The sequence below is a fragment of the Vibrio sp. genome, from assembly GCF_047973365.1.
Lineage (GTDB): Bacteria > Pseudomonadota > Gammaproteobacteria > Enterobacterales > Vibrionaceae > Vibrio.
This window is the reverse complement of the sequence record NZ_JBKEBW010000078.1, coordinates 1-20,785: the sequence shown is the minus strand read 5'-3', so window position 1 is coordinate 20,785 and position 20,785 is coordinate 1. Positions and strand designations below refer to the sequence as shown.

General features: G+C 43.4%; 18 protein-coding genes. 9 read left to right on the top strand and 9 right to left on the bottom strand.

Going from position 1 to position 20,785, the window contains the following annotated elements:
• The first annotated feature begins 88 nt into the window (after positions 1 to 88).
• The 3 genes from ACK5MF_RS10090 to ACK5MF_RS10080 are packed head-to-tail and all read left to right on the top strand — an operon-like array spanning position 89 to position 4,689.
• Positions 89 to 1,270: an efflux RND transporter periplasmic adaptor subunit gene (locus tag ACK5MF_RS10090; protein ID WP_416921817.1), complete on the top strand. Its 1,182-nt coding sequence runs from the start codon at positions 89 to 91 to the stop codon at positions 1,268 to 1,270.
• Positions 1,270 to 3,228: a MacB family efflux pump subunit gene (locus tag ACK5MF_RS10085; protein ID WP_416921815.1), complete on the top strand. Its 1,959-nt coding sequence runs from the start codon at positions 1,270 to 1,272 to the stop codon at positions 3,226 to 3,228. Before ACK5MF_RS10090 ends, ACK5MF_RS10085 begins: the two co-directional genes overlap by 1 nt.
• A 3-nt stretch (positions 3,229 to 3,231) precedes the next feature.
• A complete protein-coding gene (locus ACK5MF_RS10080; protein ID WP_416921813.1) occupies positions 3,232 to 4,689 on the top strand; it encodes an efflux transporter outer membrane subunit in 1,458 nt (485 codons plus the stop codon).
• Between the two features lie 124 nt (positions 4,690 to 4,813).
• Here ACK5MF_RS10080 and queD read toward each other — a convergent pair whose 3' ends face one another.
• Positions 4,814 to 5,179 (bottom strand): 6-carboxytetrahydropterin synthase QueD, encoded by a 366-nt coding sequence (gene queD / locus ACK5MF_RS10075; protein WP_416921811.1) that lies wholly within the window; start codon positions 5,177 to 5,179, stop codon positions 4,814 to 4,816.
• Positions 5,180 to 5,551: 372 nt separating this feature from the next.
• Here queD and asnS point away from each other — a divergent pair, with 372 nt between their 5' ends.
• The 3 genes from asnS to ACK5MF_RS10060 all read left to right on the top strand — a co-directional run bounded on the left by asnS (position 5,552) and on the right by ACK5MF_RS10060 (position 9,027).
• A complete protein-coding gene (gene asnS / locus ACK5MF_RS10070; RefSeq protein ID WP_416921809.1) occupies positions 5,552 to 6,952 on the top strand; it encodes an asparagine--tRNA ligase in 1,401 nt (466 codons plus the stop codon).
• Positions 6,953 to 7,172: 220 nt separating this feature from the next.
• Positions 7,173 to 7,544: a hypothetical protein gene (locus tag ACK5MF_RS10065; RefSeq protein ID WP_416921807.1), complete on the top strand. Its 372-nt coding sequence runs from the start codon at positions 7,173 to 7,175 to the stop codon at positions 7,542 to 7,544.
• Positions 7,545 to 7,827: 283 nt separating this feature from the next.
• The gene (locus ACK5MF_RS10060) at positions 7,828 to 9,027 is read left to right on the top strand and encodes an amino acid aminotransferase (RefSeq protein WP_416921805.1); all 1,200 of its coding nucleotides are present in this window, start codon (positions 7,828 to 7,830) and stop codon (positions 9,025 to 9,027) included.
• Positions 9,028 to 9,092: 65 nt separating this feature from the next.
• Here the strand turns inward: ACK5MF_RS10060 and ACK5MF_RS10055 are convergent, their stop codons facing one another.
• Entirely contained in the window at positions 9,093 to 9,701 is a 609-nt protein-coding gene (locus ACK5MF_RS10055) for an Ail and OmpX (protein WP_416921804.1), read from the bottom strand.
• Between the two features lie 180 nt (positions 9,702 to 9,881).
• Between ACK5MF_RS10055 and ACK5MF_RS10050 the strand changes: the two genes are divergently transcribed.
• Complete coding sequence (locus tag ACK5MF_RS10050; protein WP_416921802.1) at positions 9,882 to 11,771, top strand: DUF294 nucleotidyltransferase-like domain-containing protein; 1,890 nt, start codon at positions 9,882 to 9,884, stop codon at positions 11,769 to 11,771.
• Positions 11,772 to 11,779: 8 nt separating this feature from the next.
• Entirely contained in the window at positions 11,780 to 12,496 is a 717-nt protein-coding gene (locus ACK5MF_RS10045) for a 3'-5' exonuclease (protein ID WP_416921800.1), read from the top strand.
• A gap of 66 nt (positions 12,497 to 12,562) precedes the next feature.
• Here the strand turns inward: ACK5MF_RS10045 and ACK5MF_RS10040 are convergent, their stop codons facing one another.
• Complete coding sequence (locus tag ACK5MF_RS10040) at positions 12,563 to 14,140, bottom strand: BCCT family transporter (protein ID WP_416921798.1); 1,578 nt, start codon at positions 14,138 to 14,140, stop codon at positions 12,563 to 12,565.
• Positions 14,141 to 14,523: 383 nt separating this feature from the next.
• Between ACK5MF_RS10040 and ACK5MF_RS10035 the strand changes: the two genes are divergently transcribed.
• On the top strand, positions 14,524 to 15,003 hold the full coding sequence (locus ACK5MF_RS10035) for a MarR family winged helix-turn-helix transcriptional regulator (protein ID WP_416921796.1): 480 nt from the start codon (positions 14,524 to 14,526) through the stop codon (positions 15,001 to 15,003).
• 70 nt (positions 15,004 to 15,073) lie between these two features.
• Here ACK5MF_RS10035 and ACK5MF_RS10030 read toward each other — a convergent pair whose 3' ends face one another.
• The 6 genes from ACK5MF_RS10030 to ACK5MF_RS10005 all read right to left on the bottom strand — a co-directional run bounded on the left by ACK5MF_RS10030 (position 15,074) and on the right by ACK5MF_RS10005 (position 20,592).
• The gene (locus ACK5MF_RS10030) at positions 15,074 to 15,712 is read right to left on the bottom strand and encodes a response regulator (protein WP_416921794.1); all 639 of its coding nucleotides are present in this window, start codon (positions 15,710 to 15,712) and stop codon (positions 15,074 to 15,076) included.
• 149 nt (positions 15,713 to 15,861) lie between these two features.
• The gene (locus ACK5MF_RS10025) at positions 15,862 to 16,257 is read right to left on the bottom strand and encodes a MarR family transcriptional regulator (protein ID WP_416921792.1); all 396 of its coding nucleotides are present in this window, start codon (positions 16,255 to 16,257) and stop codon (positions 15,862 to 15,864) included.
• Positions 16,258 to 16,462: 205 nt separating this feature from the next.
• The gene (locus ACK5MF_RS10020; protein WP_416921790.1) at positions 16,463 to 17,119 is read right to left on the bottom strand and encodes an MBL fold metallo-hydrolase; all 657 of its coding nucleotides are present in this window, start codon (positions 17,117 to 17,119) and stop codon (positions 16,463 to 16,465) included.
• A 65-nt stretch (positions 17,120 to 17,184) separates the two neighbouring features.
• The gene (locus tag ACK5MF_RS10015; RefSeq protein ID WP_416921788.1) at positions 17,185 to 17,736 is read right to left on the bottom strand and encodes a DUF882 domain-containing protein; all 552 of its coding nucleotides are present in this window, start codon (positions 17,734 to 17,736) and stop codon (positions 17,185 to 17,187) included.
• A gap of 211 nt (positions 17,737 to 17,947) precedes the next feature.
• Positions 17,948 to 19,504, bottom strand: a complete 1,557-nt coding sequence (locus tag ACK5MF_RS10010; RefSeq protein WP_416921786.1) for a L,D-transpeptidase family protein — start codon at positions 19,502 to 19,504, stop codon at positions 17,948 to 17,950.
• 335 nt (positions 19,505 to 19,839) lie between these two features.
• Positions 19,840 to 20,592 (bottom strand): LexA family transcriptional regulator, encoded by a 753-nt coding sequence (locus tag ACK5MF_RS10005; protein WP_416921784.1) that lies wholly within the window; start codon positions 20,590 to 20,592, stop codon positions 19,840 to 19,842.
• Between the last annotated feature and the right edge of the window lie 193 nt (positions 20,593 to 20,785).

The window sequence follows — 20,785 nt, the reverse complement described above, 5'->3', positions numbered from 1 at the left end:
TTACTTTTTGAACGCTTGTTAAAATAAACGATTCGCTTAAAAATGGGGCTCATTACCGCAGTTCATAATTTGGAATTATTTCATCCACATGGCTATACGTATCACAACTAAAAAAGTCTTCGCCGTGCTTGCTGTTATCGCTGGCATCAGTGGCGTTGGTTACTACTTTTATCCCAAAGAAGCACCGCCAAGTTTCGCCACAGAAACCGTCCATAGAGGCAATATTGAAAACACTGTTCTTGCCACAGGTATGCTACAAGCCTCTAAATTGGTGGCCGTCGGTGCTCAGGTTTCCGGTCAGATTGAAAAGCTTGGTGTTAAGCTCGGTGATGAAATAAAACAAGGCGACTTAGTGGCGCAAATTGATAGCCTTACACAGCAAAACAGCTTAAAGGAAGCTAACGCCTCACTCAGTAGTCTCAATGCGCAAATCAGTGCAAAACAAGCGCAAATTCGTCAGGCTCAATCAGAATATACGCGTCAAAAATCAATGCTTGCAGATAAAGCGAGTTCGCAAGCTGACTATGAGTCTGCTGAAGCAAACTTAGCCATCTACAAAGCCGAGCTTGAACAGTTAAAAGCAGAATTGGAACAAGCGAAAATCAGTGTTGACAGCGCACAAGTCGACCTCGGTTACACCACGATCAGCGCCCCAATGGATGGTACTGTGGTTTATAGTGCGGTAGAAGAAGGTCAAACGGTAAACGCCAACCAAACTACCCCTACCATTATCGAACTGGCACAGCTTGATCGTATGACAGTAAAAGCTCAGATTTCAGAAGCCGATGTGGTGAACGTTAAATCGGGTCTGCCTGTTTACTTCACTATTTTGGGTAAGCCAAACCATCAATACCATGCGACATTGAGAGCTATCGAACCGGGTCCAACGCTGATGGATGGTGATGATAGTGACCTCGCCGTCAGTAACGATGAAGCCATCTATTACCATGGTCTGTTTGAAGTAGATAATCCAGACAGAGCACTGCGTATCGGTATGACAGCACAAGTATCGATTGTATTGAATAAAGCTGAAAACACGCTATTAGTGCCAGCTCAAGTCATCATCAAACAACCAGGCAAAACACCACGTTATCAAATTCCGGTATTGGTCAATGGTCAGCAAGAAATGCGTGATGTGACCATTGGTATCAACAATAAAATATTTACCGAAGTCACTAGCGGGCTAGAAGAAGGAGATCAAGTCATTGTTGGAACACCAAGTGCCGGTGGCACGCGTTCCAGCCGTATGGGTCCACCGAGGATGTTTTAATGTCTCGTCCACTACTTGAAATATCCCATATCTATCGCAGCTTTGCCGCAGGTGATGAAGAGTTAACGGTACTCAAAGACGTCAACCTCACCATCGAACGTGGTGAGATGGTTGCCATCGTCGGAACATCCGGCTCGGGCAAGTCAACACTGATGAACATCCTTGGCTGTCTTGACCAGCCAAGCAGTGGCGATTACTGGATTAACGGTCGAAATACGTCACAACTTAACTCAGATCAACTGGCTGAACTGCGTCGTGAACATTTTGGTTTTATCTTCCAACGCTACCATCTACTTGGTGATTTAACCGCAGTGGGTAACGTTGAGATCCCCGCTATTTATGCTGGCAACGATAAGAAAGCGCGTCAGGAACGTGCGCAGAAACTGCTCACTCGTCTTGGTCTTGCTGACCGTTTGGATCATAAACCGAACCAATTAAGTGGTGGTCAACAGCAACGTGTTTCTGTTGCCCGCGCCTTGGTGAATGGTGGCGATGTCATACTGGCTGACGAACCAACGGGTGCATTGGATAGTAAAAGCGGCGAAGAGATGATGGTTCTGTTACAAGAGCTTCACCAACTTGGTCACACTATCATCATAGTTACCCACGATTTGAAAGTCGCCCAGCACGCAGATCGAATCATTGAAATTAAAGACGGCGAAATTCTTAGTGACAACGTCACAAACAAAGAGCTAATTTCAGTCAATCGTGATAGCGTAAAACCATCCGCTGCAAGAGATGTAATAAAGAAAGGTCGCAACCTGATCGACAACTTCTGGGAAGCGCTAAAGATGGCATTAGTGGCGATGTCCAACCACAGGCTTAGAACTTTCCTAACCATGCTGGGGATTATTATTGGCATCGCTTCGGTCGTTTCGGTTGTGGCTCTGGGTAATGGTTCGCAAAAATCGATTCTTGAAAACATCTCAGCGATGGGAACAAACACCATTGATATTATGCCGGGGACTGGATTTGGTGACCGACGTTCAGGACGAGTGAGAACCTTAACCGCAGCAGATGCTGAAGCACTAAAGAACTTACAGTTTGTTGATAGCGTAACACCAACGCTGAGCACTTCTGTAACCTTGAAATACGGTAACCAAGCTGTGACTGCTTCTGTACAAGGTGTGGGGCCGGACTATTTCCGGGTGCGAGGTTATGAACTGGCCGATGGACAGTATTGGGATGAAGCCAGTGTGTCATCCATGGCTCAGGAAGCGGTGATTGATAACAATACCCTCAAATCATTGTTTCCTGATCAAAATCCGATTGGCGAGGTAATTTTTGCCGGCAATCTGCCCGTTCGAATCATAGGCACTACCAAGGCGAAAGAGAGCGCATTTGGTAATAGTGACTCGCTTAACATTTGGGTTCCTTACACCACAGTAAGTGCACGTATGGTTGGACAGAACTATCTTAACCGTATTTCGGTACGCGTCGATGACGACACACCGAGTGAAGCCGCTGAACAAGCGATTATTCAGCTGTTAAAAATGCGCCATGGCACTGAAGATTTCTTTACTATCAACACAGATACTATCCAACAGAACATTACCAAAACGACGGCAACGATGACTTTACTGATCTCTGCTATAGCAGTGATTTCTCTAGTCGTTGGCGGTATTGGTGTCATGAACATCATGCTAGTTTCTGTTACCGAGCGTACTCGTGAAATTGGCGTTCGTATGGCTGTTGGTGCAAGGCAAAGTGACATTCTTCGTCAGTTTCTAATTGAAGCAGTATTAGTTTGCTTGTGTGGCGGCACCATTGGTATTGGTATGGCTTATTTAATTGGCGTCGCGTTCGCCGTCTTTGGCAGTAGTTTTACTATGATTTATTCAACAACATCGATTGTTTCAGCATTCTTGTGCTCCACCCTTATTGGTGTACTGTTTGGCTATCTTCCAGCGAAGAATGCCGCCCAGTTAAACCCAATTGACGCGTTATCCCGGGAGTAAACCATGTTACGTCGATACAAATACTCTACTCTTGCTCTCTGTGTCGTACTGGCAACAGGCTGTGTAACCCGCTCGGAATTTCCTGAGCCGGAACTGCAAGTCCCTCAAACTTGGCAGTCTTCACCGCAAACGGCGAATGAGCTGTCTTCTTCTGATTCTGAGCAGTCTCCTTCTGAACAGTCTTCGGATGAAAATGCAGCGCCTGTCATCAGTCATTGGTGGACAAGTTTTAACGATGCTCAGCTCAACCAATTGGTTGAGAAAGTTCTCGCCACTAACAGCGATTTAGCGATTGCTACACTGACACTAAAACAAGCACGTTTAGAAGCAAACTTAGCAGGAAGAGACCTCTACCCTGACCTATCCGGCAGCATCTCTGCTGATGGCTCTCGCTACTTAGATAGTGGCGTTTCAGGTGAAAGCTACCAAACCGGACTGTCGGTCAGCTACGAAGTTGACTTGTGGGGTAAACTTTCAGCCGCAGCAGATGAGAGCGAATGGGCTGCCCTTGCAAGCTTAGAGGAACGTGAAGCCACTGCTCAGAGTTTAGTCGCAACCACAGCACAATTGTATTGGCAAATTGGTTATCTGAATCAACGAATTGAACTCAGTAACAGCGATATTGCTGATGCGACCGATACGTTGAAGCAAGCACAAAGTCAATTCAGCCATGGTTCAGTGACGCGACTTAATGTGTTGGAAGCAGAGCGCGCGCTTGCCGCTTTGGAAGCGACGCATCGAGATTACTTGCAGCAACTAACAGAGGCGCAAAATGCTTTCGCCATTTTGTTTGACCAAGCGCCACAGCAAATGGTGAAAGAGATTAAAGCACTGCCAGAGGGTCCGTTGCCAGAAATTGCATCAGGTGTGCCTGCCGACGTATTAAGCCGTCGTCCCGATATCAAACAAGCGCTATATGAACTCAAAGCAACATTTGCCGCCAAAGATTCTGCCGATGCCGCTTACTTTCCAACGCTAACCTTAACCGGAGCGCTAGGCGGTTCTTCAGAGCAACTTCGCCACTTACTGAGCGATCCATTGGGGTCAATTGGCGCTGATCTAACGATGCCATTTCTCAATTGGAATACCATGCAGATCAACCAAGATATCGCGCAAGTAAAATACGAATCTGCAATCATTTCATACCGCAAAGCGCTCTATACTGCATTTCAGGATGTGGACAATGCCTTATCTGCTCGTGAGAACTATCAGTATCAGGAAGAGAAACTACAGAAGCAGTACGACAGCGCAGCAGAAGCCGCCCGTATTTACTCTAGCCAATATAAGTATGGTGCAATCGACATCACAACCTTACTTGATGCTCAAGACAATGAGCGCAGCGCAAAGGCGTCACTGTTGGAAAACCGTTACAATCAGCTAGTCAATCTCACCACTATTTATCAAAGTCTGGGTGGGGAAGATTTAGTTCCGCTAGAAGCATCTGAAAATACAAAGCCATAACGGATCGGTTATTAATAAACAGATCGGTTATGAATGAACAGGTCGGTTATCTTTATACAAAAAAAGAGAAACGTGCAATGTAGTCGTTTCTCTTTTTTGTTAGCGGCTAAGCCTTAAAAGCATATTAAGCTTCGCCAGTATAAATGCAGCCAGCCGTACACGTTTCTTTGATTTCAACTTTGCTAAGTAAAGGCAGAGAAGGTTTTAGCTGTTGCCAAATCCACTTAGCGAGTACTTCGCTGGTCGGGTTTTCTAACCCTTCAATATCATTCAGATAGTAGTGATCCAATCTGTTGTAGATTGGTTTGAATGCAGCTTTGATTTCTGCAAAATCCACCAGCCAACCTGTATGAGGATCAACCTCGCCAGCGACATATAAACGAACCAAAAACGAGTGTCCATGTAAGCGACCACACTTATGTCCTTCTGGCACATGCGGTAAGTGGTGGGCGGCTTCGAACATGAACTCTTTGTATATTTCGGTCTTCATATATGATCTGTCTATCAATCTAGCTAGTAAAATAAGGCGCAATAGTAGTGAATCTGACACGAGTAAACAAGCGCGGGATCACACGACATGCGTTAGTCCCCTCTCATTCAGCAACAGAAACACGTAAAATTAGCTTAAATCGACAACAATTGTCACCACAACTGCAGCCTTTGCTCAATCAATTTGCTCTTTCGCGTAAGAATTAACCAGCAAACTGAGATTAAAGGTTGAAGCTGACGAATTGACAGGTAATATGTCCCGTTGAATTAATAAGAATTCTATCCAGCCCAATGGTTCGTCTATTTAATCAACAATAATGACGAAAATCAGACATTGGGTTGAATGTTTACCTCAATGGAGACTATATCAAACATGACTTACGCGCCTGTAACAGACGTACTTGGCGGCAAGCTAGCAGTTGACAGTGAAGTTACTGTTCGCGGCTGGATCCGTTCACGTCGTGATTCCAAAGCTGGAATCTCTTTCCTTGCCATTTATGACGGCTCTTGTTTCGACCCGATTCAGGCCGTGGTCCCAAATAATCTTAATAATTACGACAGCGAAGTACTAAAGCTAACCACTGGTTGCTCGGTTGAAGTAACAGGTAAGATTGTTGAGTCTCCAGCGTCTGGTCAAGATTTCGAACTCGCGGCAACGGCAGTGAAAGTCGTTGGCTGGGTTGAAGATGCTGATACATACCCAATGGCGAAAACTCGTCACTCTATCGAGTACCTTCGTGAAGTTGCACACCTTCGCCCACGCACTAACGTCATTGGTGCGGTTGCTCGTGTACGTAACTCTCTTTCTCAAGCGATCCACCGCTTCTACCATGAGCAAGGCTACTTCTGGATGTCTGCTCCACTGATCACTGCTTCAGATGCAGAAGGTGCTGGTGAGATGTTCCGTGTATCGACGCTTGATATGGCGAACCTACCGCGAGATGACAAAGGCAATGTGGACTACAACGAAGATTTCTTCGGCAAAGAAACATTCCTAACCGTATCTGGTCAGCTAAACGCAGAAGCTTACGCTTGTGCATTAAGTAAAGTGTACACTTTCGGCCCAACTTTCCGTGCTGAAAACTCAAACACTAGCCGCCACTTAGCGGAATTCTGGATGGTTGAACCTGAAGTTGCATTTGCAGAACTCGATGACGTAGCGAAACTGGCAGAAGACATGCTGAAGTATGTATTTAAAGCGGTACTTGCAGAGCGTCGTGACGACTTAGAATTCTTCGCTTCTCGTATCGATAAAGATGCAGTTACTCGTCTGGAGCAGTTCGTACAATCTGACTTTGCACAAGTGGATTACACTGATGCGATTCAGATCCTTCTCGAATCTGGTCGCGAGTTCGAGTTCCCAGTTGAATGGGGTATCGACATGTCTTCTGAACATGAGCGTTACCTAGCTGAAGAACACTTCAAAGCGCCTGTTATCGTTAAGAACTACCCGAAAGACATCAAAGCTTTCTACATGCGTCTCAATAATGACGGTAAGACAGTAGCAGCGATGGACGTACTAGCACCGGGCATCGGTGAAATCATCGGTGGTTCTCAGCGTGAAGAACGTTTAGATGTTCTTGATGCACGTATGATTGAGATGGGTATCGATCCTGAGCACATGAGCTGGTACCGCGACCTGCGTCGTTACGGCACCGTACCTCACGCTGGTTTTGGTCTAGGTTTCGAACGTCTAGTGTCTTACGTAACAGGTATGGGTAACGTACGTGACGTGATTCCATTCCCACGGACGCCACGTAGCGCAAACTTCTAATCAAAATTTCTAATCAAAGTAGAACTGTTTAAAAACCTCCGTTTTACGGAGGTTTTTTTATGCCTTGAATCTGGATTCATCGCCCAATTTTCCAAAAAGAAAACACTTTTCTTCAGTATTTTTCTGTTTCTTAAGTTTTCCTTAAGTTACTGCCGGCAGAATCTCTTGCAGAAAAACACAATTGTCTCCTATCAACTAACTGTATGAATCGGTGAGCACTATGACAAAACTTGCTATTGCCTCTTTTGTTGGATTACTTTCATTTCATGCTACAACTTTTGCATTTACAAATGACCAGTTCGCTAATAATGACATGGCTCTGAATGAGCAAGCCAAGGTAGAGTACAACCATTTCAGCGAACAAAAGACAAGCGGACTTGATATTTCATCAGTGGCAGCATCAGCACTGGTAGGTTACCTTGACGAAAGCAGCGACAGCGACTTTTTGCCGAATGCGGCGGCTGCGATTGCAATATCAGCCGGTTTGCAGTACACCGTCGATACTCAACTAGACTCAATTTCCGATATGAAAATTGCCCCCTACTTTAATGGTAGCGAAACCGGCATTACTCTCTCATTTACTTTCCAATAAAAACCATCGATATTGCTGTTTATAAATCCAAAAAATTCTTTTCGTATTTTCAATCGTCACCCCGTAGTACAAACACACAAATAAGTAACATTTTCTTCATTAATTCCTACAAGTAACGGTATATTTTCCATGAGAAAAGCGACCTTTGAACATTAATTATCAAGCAAGTTAAATTATTTTAAGATTTTCTATTTGTCACTGTTGTCAGCATTGGTACAGAAAGGTATAAATACGGTAAATTTAACTGGCTTTCCCCTCCCCCTAACTTACATGGATGAGTATTATGTTTGAAAAAGTTGTCGCCGCTCCTGCTGACCCTATTCTCGGCCTAACTGAAGAGTTTAAAAAAGACCCTCGCACTGAAAAAATTAACCTCGGCGTTGGTATTTACAAAAATGAAGCAGGTCAAACTCCTGTTTTAGCCACCGTTAAAAAAGCAGAAGCAGCTCTACTTGAATCTGAAAAAACAAAATCTTATCTAACTATCGAAGGTACTGCTGAATACGGTTTAGCGGTACAAAAACTGCTTTTTGGTGCAGATTCAGAGATCGTCACCAAGCAGCTAGCGAAAACAGCTCAAGCTCCAGGTGGTACAGGTGCTCTGCGTGTAGCAGGAGAGTTCATTAAACGTCAATTAGGCAATGTAAAAGTTTGGATCAGCAATCCAACTTGGGCAAACCACAACGGCGTATTTTCAGCGGCTGGTTTAGAAGTTGCTCAATACACTTACTACAATGCTGAAGCAAAAGATAAAGACTTCGCAGCTATGGTTGCTGACCTAGAAAAAGCAGCAGTTGGTGACGTAGTACTACTACACGGATGCTGCCATAACCCAACCGGTATCGATCTGACATCGGCAGAATGGGAAACATTAGCAAAACTTGTGGCAGACAAAGGTCTTCTTCCTATGTTTGACTTCGCTTACCAGGGTTTTGCGAAAGGGGTTGAAGAAGATGCTGAAGGTCTGCGTATTTTCGCTAAATACAATAGCGAAATCCTAGTGGCTAGCTCATTCTCTAAGAACTTCGGTCTTTATAATGAGCGTGTAGGTGCATTCACGCTTGTTGCACCATCAACTGACGTTGCTGAAACTGCCTTCTCGCAAGTTAAAGCTATCATCCGTTCTATCTACTCTAACCCGCCAGCACACGGTGCCGCAGTGGTAACTTACATCCTTAACGATGCAGCACTACGTGCAGAGTGGGAAACCGAAGTGGCAGAAATGCGTGAACGTATTCAAGAGATGCGCGAACTGTTCGTAACAACACTCAAAGATCAAGGTGTGACTGCTGACTTTAGCTTTATCGAACGTCAAAACGGTATGTTCTCTTTCTCAGGGCTGAACAAAGAACAAGTTGCTCGTCTAAAAGAAGAGCTAGGTATCTACATCGTAGGTTCTGGACGCATCAGTGTAGCAGGCATGACAAAGTCAAATATGCTTCCTCTTTGCCAAGGCATTAAGCGGTTCTTTAATCCTTTATAAATTCCAAGCCGACTTCAGTGTCGGCTTTTTTGTTGGTATCGCTTGTCTTTTTTTAAATGAGTGAGCTAATAAGAAAATTTAGCCAGTATTCCTGCCTCTCTGATTGAAGAACCTCGTTCGCCATCTCGATAAGAGACAAAACCACCTAACGCAAATTTAGGGTACAAATAGTAGTCGCCGCTAAATGTATAATTATTTTCATCCAACCATTTATTTCTTAATGCTTCTGCAAATAATGAAGTTTCGAATTTTTCAGTCACGGCATAACGTAATCCAAGATCAACGCTGTAAACAAAATCCGTTTCTTTGTCTCCCGCATCGATTCTCAACGCTCCTACTTTACCGTTAGTCACTAAATCTAACTTGCCGGCTAATGACCAACGATAGCCCAAACCCACGCGAAAAAGATAGTGGTCAATCGTCAGATCATTGGGATGAACAAACCGGGAACCATAATCAGCACTCCATAGCAGATCGCCGTCAGCAAATTTGTGGTTGATGCCAACAATAACCGAGCTTGCATTATCTCCGTCGGTCGAGGAAGAACGATAACTCCCGGAACTGACACTGCCGTAAATATAATCATACCGAAGCGGAGTCACTTGGGTTAGCTCGTGTGAAAAGACCGATGAAGATAGCAAAACCAATGTTATAAACACTGCCCAGATTTTCATCAACAACTCCTTGAATTTTCTGCTGCAATTAATTCAGCTTAGTCGAATCTGACCAAACGTTTTGAGATATGAGCGGTGAATCTGCGTTGTAAGGAAAAGTCGTGTACAATTTACATTTTCCCGTATTGACAGACTCTTATGTTAATCACGTCCGCATAACGCATACCTCAAGGAGCCTATATGGAAGCCGAGCTATTAGAAATCAAAAATTTCCTTAGCCAACATCTCCCTTTTTCTGAGTTACCAGAAGAAACTCTCGAACATGTCGCGCACCATATAGAAATTGCTTACTGCAGACAGGACACGCCGATCATTCATCTTGGGGACCATATTCAAGATCTCTATATGATTCGTAGTGGCACCGTTGAGGTTTATCGACGTAAGGGTGAACTTTATAATCGCTTAACGGAAGGCGGCATTTTCGGTCAAATGGGACTACTGACCAATAACAAAGTGCGTTTTCCTGTTACTGCGATTGAAGACACTCTGGTTTATTGCATTCCAGAATCTGTTTTCCAATCGCTATACGAAGTACATGACGTTTTCGCCGATTATGTTGAAGTGGAAGATAATGCACGTCTACGCCAAGCTGTTTCGAATCGCTCTGAACAAAACGACCTCACCACATCAAAAGTCAAACGTATTTTGACAGGTGAAGCACCTTATGTTTTTAAAGACGCCACTATTCAGCAAGCGGCAATCAAAATGGCAGATGAAAATTACTCGTCTCTGTTGATTATTGATCCCAACATTCTCGAAGATAACGAAGATGACCAAAGCCCCGTTATTGGCATAGTGACAGAAAAAGACCTCTGTCATCGGGTGTTAGCAACCGGTATCGATCATCAAGCTCCTCTGACGGATGTCATGACCTCAGAAGTGATGTTCTTAGACCATAACGCTTATGTTTATGAAGCCATGCTGATGATGCTACGTTACAACGTCCACCATCTGCCAGTTTTAAAAGATAAAAAGCCAATTGGCATTTTAAACATCACAGACATCATCCGATACGAATCGCAAAACTCTTTGTTGTTGGTCAGTAGTATCTTTCAGCAAAACAGCATCACCGATTTGGCAACCCTATCAAAACAGGTTAAAGACGCCTTTGTTCGCCTTGTTAATGAAGATGCAAACTCGCATATGGTGGGCACGGCGATGTCGACCATCGGACGTAGTTTCAAACAACGGATTCTTGAACTGGCAGAAGAAACCTTTGGTCCACCTCCTATCCCTTACTGTTTTCTCGCTCTCGGATCAATGGGACGTGATGAGCAACTTGTCGTTACCGATCAAGATAACGCCATCATTTTGGACGATAGCTATAACGAACAACAACATGGCGAGTATTTCGCGAGCTTAGCGAAATTTGTTTGTGATGCTTTAGATCAATGTGGTTATAGCTACTGCACTGGCGAAATCATGGCGACCAACCCGATGTGGCGGATGACTCGTCAAGAATGGGAAGCCTGCTTTGCTGACTGGATCGATGACCCTAATCCTAAAGCGCTATTGAATGCCTCTATTTTCTTCGATTTGGACGGAGTATACGGTCGCTTAAAGTGGGCTGAAATGCTTAATGGTTTTATTGTACGTCGTGCTCGTAAAAATAACCGCTTTCTGGCATGCCTTGCTCGCAATGCGCTTAATCGCACCCCTCCTCTTGGTTTTTTCAAAAGTTTTGTGATGGAGAAAGATGGCCGCCACAACAACTCAATTAACTTAAAACGTCGCGGCACAGCTCCGTTAGCGGATTTGATTCGTGTACATGCGTTAGCCGTTGGTTCACGTGCGAAGAACTCATTTGAACGGTTGGATAACATTATAGATGCGGGAATTCTGCCCAAAGGCAGAGGCGAAGACTTACGCGATGCACTGGAATTTATCTCTATGGTTCGTATTCGTCATCAGGCTTTAGATGTTGAAAATAATATTGAAGCCGATAACAACATCGAGCCAGAAAATCTCTCTGAATTTGAAAGACGTAACTTAAAAGATGCTTTCCAGATCTTAAGTAACGCGCAGAATTTCTTAAAATTCCGCTATCAGGCCAGCAACAGTTTTAAATAAGGGACACGATGAAACGTCTATTTCAGGCGCCAAGCATTGACTGGCCCTACAAATATCAAAGTAAGAGAAACAAAGTTACCCATCCTTTGTTGAAGAATTTTTATCAACCTGAAATGGTGAACGGCAATACACCGATTGGTGACATCGAATTTGTTGCCATGGATTTTGAAACCACCGGGCTCGATTCAGAGAAAGACGACATCATCACTATCGGTATCGTGCCATTTACCTTAAATCGCATCTATCTTAATCGTGCTAAACACTGGACAGTACGCCCCAGACAAAAACTGGATGAACAGTCTGTCGTGATCCATGGCATCACCCACAGCGACATTATCGATGCGCCAGATCTGTCAGAGATTATGCATGAGGTGTTAAGTGAACTGTCAGGCAAAATCATGGTGGTGCATTACCAGAAAATCGAACGCGAGTTTCTTGATAAAGCGTTAAAGCACAGAATTGGCGAAGGTATTGAGTTCCCTGTTGTGGATACGATGGAAATTGAATCTATGATTCAGAAGAAATCCACCAACGGCTTGTGGAATAAACTGCGAGGTAAGAAGCCAGAGTCCGTGCGATTAGGCCAATCCAGATTACGCTACGGTCTTCCAGCCTACACTCCACATCATGCTCTTACCGATGCCATCGCAACAGCTGAACTGTTACAGGCGCAGATAGCACATCATTACACCCAACAGTTATGTATCCGAACCTTGTGGCGTTAAGAGCTATCGCCACCGCAAAAACACAAAAGCCGGCATAGCCGGCTTTTCATCATCAGTAATGATAGTTTAGCGCTTAAAGGTTTCAGTACGTAACCCCATCACTAGACTCACACACATCAGCAGTAAAACGATGGTAAATGGTAACGCAGTTGAAATAGCACCCGCTTGCAGCGCTTGTACGGCTTCTGTACCGCCAATCCACAACAGAGCAATGGCGATTAGACCTTCCATCAACGCCCAAAACACTCGTTGAGTGACAGGTGAATCGAGCTTACCACCTGCGGTAATACTGTCGATAACCAGAGAGCCAGAATCAGAGGAGGTAATAAAAAACACCAGTACAAGAACAACAGCAATCACTGACAATACCTGACCGTATGGTAGGCTATCAAACATCTGAAACATTGCCAAAGAGATGTCGGTTAAACCATTTGTACCTAGTTCACCAATCTTATCGACTACCTGTTCAACCGCCAAACCACCAAACACAGACATCCAGATAAGAGTAACCACTGTTGGCACAATCAATACAGCGATAATAAACTCGCGAATGGTTCTACCTCGTGATACGCGAGCGATAAACATACCGACAAACGGTGACCATGAAATCCACCAAGCCCAGTAGAATACTGTCCAGCCTTGGAACCAGGCTTCATCAGCACGACCATGAGGATTACTTAATGGGATGATGTTTTCAATATACGACATCAAGGTTGTTGGAATGGCTGAAAAGGTGACTGCATAACCGATTAGAGCGACCAAAATAAGCAATAAGAACGCGACAATCATGTTGATGTTCGAGATAACTTTTACACCACCATCAATACCGCGAATAACCGAAATAGTTGCCAATAAAGTCACCACAACAATGACTGTAATTTGCAGACCAATACCTGCATCAATACCAAATACGTGGTGGATACCGCTTGCCGCTTGTTGCGCGCCTAAACCTAATGACGTTGCCAGACCAAACAAGGTGGCGATAACGGCAAGAATATCGACGATGTGTCCAGCCCATCCCCAAGCTCGATCGCCCAAAATGGGATAAAAAATAGAGCGAATCGATAGAGGTAATCCTTTGTTATAGCAGAAAAATGCCAGTGAAAGAGCAACCACACCGTAAATCGCCCATGGGTGTAAACCCCAATGAAACATAGTCGCGCCAAGTGCTAGCTTTGCCGCTTCCGGAGTGTATGCTGTTACACCTAGAGGTGTTTCATACCATCCGGTGAAATAGGCAACCGGTTCTGCGACACTCCAAAACATCAGACCTATCCCCATACCCGCAGCAAACAGCATGGAAAGCCAGGAAATGAATGAGTGATCAGCAATAGCATCATCGCCACCTAAACGAATTTTTCCGTAAGGTGAGATGACTAACGCTAAGCAAAAAAGGATGAATAAATTGCCTGACCAAATAAATAGCCAGTCAAATGAACCAATGATTTGTAGCTTTATTCCATCAAGTACATTCTTAGCTGTATCAGCATCAACCACCAATATCGTCACTAAAAAAAGTAAAACTACCCCTGCGCTAATACCAAACACCGAGTTATGGACATCAAATCCCCATTTCTGAACGTTGTCTTGACCTACCGTATAGTCGGTACTGTCAATACTGTATTTATCAATACCTTTTGTCATTTGTCCTCTCTTTGAATCAATCTAAATTGAACTCAAATAACTATGAGTAAGAAGTAAGTTCTGACATAAGCCACAAAAATTACTTTGTACTCATAACTATTAATTAAATGGTTAGAGGGCCACATTGTACACATAGCGACTTCTATATCCACAAATAGCTCAAAATAAGCACAATATTTCACTCTTTTAACGTTCAAGCGAACAATTACTAACCACAAATAACCTAAAACATAATTCGTACACGAAACATTTATACGTTTTACAGCAAATTGAGTTCATCCATTTATTAAGATAAAAAAGTATGACGTCTATGCTTTTCAACCGCAAACAACTGCGGTATTGTCGCGCTAGAAAATCTCACCGCTTTTACTGGACAGCAAACCGTGGAAAAACATGAAGAAGTTCTAGTGGCAATCCGCCAAATTATCAGAGCCATCGATCTACACTCTAAGAAGCTTAGCAAAGATGCAGGCTTAACGGGTCCACAACTTATTCTTATGCGTGCGATTCAAGAGTTAGGCAAAGTGACGATCAGAGAACTCTCCAAACACACCAACATGAGCCAAGCTACTGCCACCACTATTCTCGATCGGTTAGAGAGAAATGGCTATGTGCAGCGCATCCGTAGTGTTGAAGATAAGCGCAAGGTTCACGCTCATCTTACTGAAACCGGCAAAGTCTTATTAGAGCAAGCTCCAGCACCACTTCAAGAAAGTTTTGTTCAACGTTTTCAAACGCTCGCAGAATGGGAGCAAAGTCTGCTGCTATCCTCGGTCCAAAGGCTCTCGGCAATGATGAATGCTGAAAATATTAATGTAGCTCCACTACTGGAAATTGGCAGCATCACTAAAACAGAAGAATAGAATATTTCATAACAAAATGTTGGGATATCCCAATATTTTTTATTTTTTAGTTACAGATGGTTAAAGCTCTTTATTCCAATAAACCATGCTGCATTGCGTATTTGGCGAGCTCTGCCGTTGAGTTGATATCCAGTTTATGTTTGATATTTTGTCTGTGCGTTTCAACGGTGCGATAGCTAATATTCAGTAGCGAAGCTATTTTCTTGCTGCTACAACCTTGCGCGACCAGTTTTAGTACCGCCTCTTCACGACGACTCAACGGATTTAATTTATTTGCAGCAGGCGTGATCTCACTTGTAGCTAGGGTTCGAATCACTGACTCACAAAAATAGCTCGCTCCCTGATTAACCGTTTTGATGGCTTGCACCACCTTGGATGCTGAAATATCTTTTAGCATGTATCCGACTGCGCCAGCTTGCATCGCTTGCATAATGTATTCGCGGTTGTCATGCATAGTTAGCATAAGTACCTTGGCATCAGGAACTTCTTGTTTGATCAATCGAGTCGCATCAATACCATTCATTATCGGCATGCTGACATCCATCAGAATCACATCCGGTTGATATTGCTTAACGACATCAACCGCCTGTAAACCATTACTGGCGGTAGCGACAACTTGAATTTCGGGCTCCAATTCAAAACGAGCCATAAACCCCTCTAGCACGACCTGATGATCATCGGCTATGACAACTCTAATGGGCTGTTCCATACACTAATCCATTCACCAACAATAACTCGAAAACTATACTCAAATGGCTTGCCCTTACTGATTTGGCTATACCCCATTCGACAAAAAGAGTAGATATGAAAAGCCTCGGAAATAACCGAGGCCCTTTATTTATGATCTGAAAAAATAAACTACATCGCTTTGTAGATTACTTTGTTACCCGCCAATTGCTCTTTCACTACAAGGTTTTCTTCTAGTAGCTTTTTAAGTGCCCCGGTTGCCCAAGAAGCCGCTTTTGCTTCTTCTTGACCAGCTTCTAGGCCAATCGACTTAGGATTAATGCCTTGTACATTTTTAGCAACAATCTCAAGAACCTGTTGTTGCTTAGGCGTTAATTCTACGTCCACTTTAGCCGCCACTACTTGAGCAACAGCTTTCTCAACCGCTGGTTTTACTACTTTGTTATCTACAACTTTCTTTCCAGCTGCAGGTTTCGCAGTTTTCGTTGCTGAAGATAGGTTCGCTACAGTCGCTTTAATACGCTTTTGCAATTTTGTTTGCACTTTGCGTTTATGAGCAAGTCTCATCGAGTATGTCTCCATTTCACTGCTTTTATCACAGTGGTGAAAATTTGAAGCGCGTTTTATACCAAAATTCTGTTGAAATTTATAGGGTTGAGGTCAAGTTCTCCGGCAAAAATGATGTTATTTGGCGTTAATGACTACAATTCGAGGGCATTTGGCTAGATCTGGCTCGACGCTATCTTGTCGCGGCTGAGCCAGAGTATAAAGATCAGTAAAGCGGCATCTCATCCGCGACATAATGATTGTGTAATCTTTCATGACCAAATGTGGATTTTGGTCCATGCCCCGGAATGAAAGTAACATCATTGCCCAAAGGCCACAGTTTGGTTTTGATGGATTTCAATAAATCGCCATGATTGCCTTGAGGGAAATCGGTTCGACCAATGCTGCCATGGAACAATACATCACCAACGAAAGCCAAACGCATTTGTTCGCTAAACAAAACCACATGACCCGGTGTATGGCCCGGAGTGTGAATTACCTGAAGAGTCTGCTTACCGAAAGTAACCGTGTCACCTTCATCCAACCATCGATTTGGCTCAAAAGCTTCAGTGAGCGGAAAACCAAACATTTGGCTTTGCCCTTCTAATCCTTGTAGCCAGAAATTATCGGCTTTATGCGGCCCAACAATATCGACATTGGCTAGTTGCTCAGCCAACGCTTTGGTGCCACCCACATGATCTAGATGACCATGCGTAAGCACGATATGAACCACTTTCACTCCTAGCTCATCAATCATAGCTTTCAATTGTTTGACGTCACCACCCGGATCGACAACAACACCTTCCATGGTTTCATCACACCAAACAATTGAACAGTTTTGCGCAAAGTGAGTCACTGGGACAACTTGATATTGTAAAGACATAAAACAAACCTTATTCGATATTCGAAATTGTTCGAACTATGCCATTAGCGCATTAGTTTGACAAGTTACGAGCCCTGCCAGCGACGAACAGGACCTGTATCGATATGTACAAAGTCACTGCGTGGGTAATAACCGACACCACCCGCCTGCAAACTCAAAGCCGCTTCATGAACGTGTTTTAACGAAACGCCATCCAAACGAAAATCAAACGCTTTACCAAGCATGTGGTAGCTTTTCTGGGCAACACCACCATTCGAGTTTTGGCGAAGCATTTCGTTAGTTGCTGGAGAGCGATAACCTGAAATGATTTGTACCTCTGCCTCAGAACCTAGTAAGGATTGAATGCGAGTCAACTGATCAAACAGCCCTTTATCCATAGGATGTACTTCATTGCGACGAAAATCCCGGCAGATATGATTGAGCCGTTTAAGCTCAGAGCGAACATATCGATGACCGTTGAAATAGCAGCTCTCGATCGTTTCTCCGGTATGGAGGTTGTTCAAGGCTAAAACACGTGGCTCGTCAGGGAGAGATGCCTGAGAAATGCGCGGAGCACACGCTGCAACCAACAAACCACTGCCAGCAAACTTCAAAAATTCACGTCGAGATACAATCAAACCTACACCTTACTACTGGTTAAATTTCAAACAGAGCGCAAAATTTAACTAACTCACGGATGAAGGTCAAATGCATAATTTGTGCACGAAATCATTTAAACCGCATATATGAGCGATTACTTATTGAACGCAAAGAGAAAAATTACTGTGTAAAATTTGAGTAAAGATCACAAAAATACAGCAATTTGGCTCTGCGACCAATATTTGCCACTTAGCCTCGGGTTTGAGCATCGAAGCGGTAAATATCGTCCCTGTATTGCAGAGTCCCACCTTCATACCACACCGTTTGATAGATGATGTGCACAGGAATTCGCTGCTTCAAAGCGACCGATTTATTACTCAAGGTTGCATTTTTTCTCAATGTCTCCTCATCAATGCCCTGTGTTTCAAAAATTTTTGAAGCAAATACGGAAGCATCCTGAACTCGAATACAACCGGAACTTAATGCTCGTGACGCATTGTTAAATAGATGCTTGCTCGGCGTATCATGCAGATAAATAGCTCGAGAATTTGGCGTATTAAACTTGTATAACCCTAGTGCATTTTGACGCCCCGACTGCTGGCGCATTCGATATGGGAAAGTTTCAGGCTTTACTGTGGTCCAGTCGATTTCTTTAGGATCCAGCGCTTGGTTTGAGCTCCAATTTTTGATGATATCAATGTGATGACGCTTAAAGTAATCGGCATCTCGCTTTGCAAGAGGAAGAATATCCTCAACCATGATTTTTCTCGGCACATTCCACGTTGGGTTAAAAATGACTGAATCCAGTTTAATCGACATTAATGGTGTTGGGCGTTTTACGCTACCCACGACCACTTTTGATGAAAAGACAGGCTTGCCGGAATACCAGTACTTCATATCGAATCCTGGAATGTTGACAACAATAACGGTATCTTCGTCCTGCTCCCACAACCGACTACGCTCGGCATTCAACGCCAACAATGTCAGACGAGATTTAACTGGTAGGTTTAACCATTTTAAAGTTTCAGGGCCAAGAATTCCGTCCGACTTTAAGCCATGCATCCGTTGGAAACGCTTCACCACTGTGACTAGGCTGTTATCATACCAACTAGCATTCTCATTGAGCTGACTCATATCTATGCCGACTAAAGATAATCTCTTTATAAGTAGCTCTCTATCTTCGAGCTTATCTCCAGGTTTAACCAACAGCCCTTTTTGCGGATAAGTCGGAATAAAGACAGACTCTAACGGTAGAAGATTTTGATAAGCCGCCATTAAAGGACGATAAGAAACACTAGTAGGTGTATAAGATTGAATTAACGCTTCGATACCTTGAGTACTAACTGCAACCTGAAGAGATATCAAAGCATTTTCGCTTGGTAAAGGTAGACGGTTATTGAGCTTTTGACCTTCGAAAAACCATTTCTGGCCAACTTTTTCGGCTTGCTCTGCATAACTCAAATACATAACCAAGGTATCTGTTGCGAAAAGATCATAGTCAAACCATGCTTTATTCTCACGGTAAATTCTTAGTTGATTTAAGCGGGCTGTGAACATGGGGCTAAATCCGGCTCTACGAATCACATCTAGCTGACTCTCAAATCGCTCCATAGTTGGCAGATCCAACCAAATGAGTTGATTGTCATTTTCTCTGTAGAGGGATTTTATTTGTGCGGCGTATTCAAGGTTAGCAATGTTTTTTGCACTCACTTCAAGCCAATTGCTGCTAGAAATATTCCTTTCTTCTGCAGCAATAGGAAGACTACACAAAACCAATAAGACTGCAAAAAAACGAATATTCTTCATGGGTCCTTACTCTGCTCTACTTCACTTATCATCATCAGAGTATGGCAAATATTTCGTTATTTGTAATAGCAGTTTGATGTTCATCGCAACAAATTAGTGTAAGAGGGCGTATGACTTGAGAAAACACAGGACTATGGATTAAACCGGATTTATGTGGATTAATCCGGATAGACATCAATTGTTATAAGGGATTGGAGGTGGTCATCAAATTTGAGCTTTAAAATTCGACTGGCGCGACACTTGAGAATAAAAATTAAAATAACCATGTTAAAGGCGCGAAACTTGAGAATAAAAAGATATACTACTACGCCTTCAACATGAGCTTATTATACACGTTAATGGCTTTGCGTCATACTTCTAGACGGTTTCCCCATAACCAACACGACCTCACCAATTACTCGTAAGCTTTTGAGCTCACTTCTACTAATAAACTCTTCTGAATAGGCAGCATTGTCGCTTATCACTTTATAACCATCACGAGAAACACTGTACTCAAGTCTTTTGACTCGCAATTTACCATCAAAATCAATAACGTATATGCCTTCAAAAGGCTTATCACTTTCTGTTTTGATAAGCTTTAATAACAGGTCATCACCGCTCTCTATCGTTGGCTCCATGCTGTCGCCATGCGCCTCAATAATACACAGTTCCGCATGTAACAAGCGATGTCGCTTTAAATAGTTATGGCTGAATGGATAGTACTCAATAGGAACTTCGGTATCAATGAAAGCCCCTCCGCCAGCGGATGCTGCAACATTGTATTTAGGCATTTCATAGATGCGTTCGTTTGTTATAGGGCAAATTGTCGGTTCGGTTTCTTTACATTCATCTTGTCCCGTAGCCAACCAGAGTAGACTTACACCTTCGTTGTTCGCAATTGTTAACGCTCTGTCTAAAGATGGCATTCCGCCTTTCTTTGTGTATAGACTAACCGTTGCTGTTGACAGCTCCCATATACGAGCTGTTTCGCGAATAGTTCTATTACCTGCTAAGGCAATTAATCGTTCCGTTATCGATCCTTTTATCGAACCGACAAAAGGATCGGTTATGTCATTTGCTCGTCCTTGATCCGATTCTCTGCAACTCATTGATTTACCTAAACTCCCTTACGAACTTGAATAAAAAACAACCAAACGAGAAAAGGATCGCAATTCATCCCTGCTTTGTAATAAATTGCGATCAATACTTAGTTCTGTCATTAAGTAACACGGTTAAATGTTGCTTGTTAGTAGTGCTACTAAACAGTGTAGCTAAGTTTTCTCAGGAGATCACTATGTCTAT

What these genes read in the sequence shown, in the direction of transcription:
- ACK5MF_RS10090 (WP_416921817.1), top strand. Translation starts at nt 89, where the DNA reads ATGGCTATACGTATCACAACTAAAAAAGTCTTCGCCGTGCTTGCTGTT.
- ACK5MF_RS10085 (WP_416921815.1), top strand. Translation starts at nt 1,270, where the DNA reads ATGTCTCGTCCACTACTTGAAATATCCCATATCTATCGCAGCTTTGCC.
- ACK5MF_RS10080 (WP_416921813.1), top strand. Translation starts at nt 3,232, where the DNA reads ATGTTACGTCGATACAAATACTCTACTCTTGCTCTCTGTGTCGTACTG.
- queD (WP_416921811.1), bottom strand. Translation starts at nt 5,179, where the DNA reads ATGAAGACCGAAATATACAAAGAGTTCATGTTCGAAGCCGCCCACCAC.
- asnS (WP_416921809.1), top strand. Translation starts at nt 5,552, where the DNA reads ATGACTTACGCGCCTGTAACAGACGTACTTGGCGGCAAGCTAGCAGTT.
- ACK5MF_RS10065 (WP_416921807.1), top strand. Translation starts at nt 7,173, where the DNA reads ATGACAAAACTTGCTATTGCCTCTTTTGTTGGATTACTTTCATTTCAT.
- ACK5MF_RS10060 (WP_416921805.1), top strand. Translation starts at nt 7,828, where the DNA reads ATGTTTGAAAAAGTTGTCGCCGCTCCTGCTGACCCTATTCTCGGCCTA.
- ACK5MF_RS10055 (WP_416921804.1), bottom strand. Translation starts at nt 9,701, where the DNA reads ATGAAAATCTGGGCAGTGTTTATAACATTGGTTTTGCTATCTTCATCG.
- ACK5MF_RS10050 (WP_416921802.1), top strand. Translation starts at nt 9,882, where the DNA reads ATGGAAGCCGAGCTATTAGAAATCAAAAATTTCCTTAGCCAACATCTC.
- ACK5MF_RS10045 (WP_416921800.1), top strand. Translation starts at nt 11,780, where the DNA reads ATGAAACGTCTATTTCAGGCGCCAAGCATTGACTGGCCCTACAAATAT.
- ACK5MF_RS10040 (WP_416921798.1), bottom strand. Translation starts at nt 14,140, where the DNA reads ATGACAAAAGGTATTGATAAATACAGTATTGACAGTACCGACTATACG.
- ACK5MF_RS10030 (WP_416921794.1), bottom strand. Translation starts at nt 15,712, where the DNA reads ATGGAACAGCCCATTAGAGTTGTCATAGCCGATGATCATCAGGTCGTG.
- ACK5MF_RS10025 (WP_416921792.1), bottom strand. Translation starts at nt 16,257, where the DNA reads ATGAGACTTGCTCATAAACGCAAAGTGCAAACAAAATTGCAAAAGCGT.
- ACK5MF_RS10020 (WP_416921790.1), bottom strand. Translation starts at nt 17,119, where the DNA reads ATGTCTTTACAATATCAAGTTGTCCCAGTGACTCACTTTGCGCAAAAC.
- ACK5MF_RS10010 (WP_416921786.1), bottom strand. Translation starts at nt 19,504, where the DNA reads ATGAAGAATATTCGTTTTTTTGCAGTCTTATTGGTTTTGTGTAGTCTT.
- ACK5MF_RS10005 (WP_416921784.1), bottom strand. Translation starts at nt 20,592, where the DNA reads ATGAGTTGCAGAGAATCGGATCAAGGACGAGCAAATGACATAACCGAT.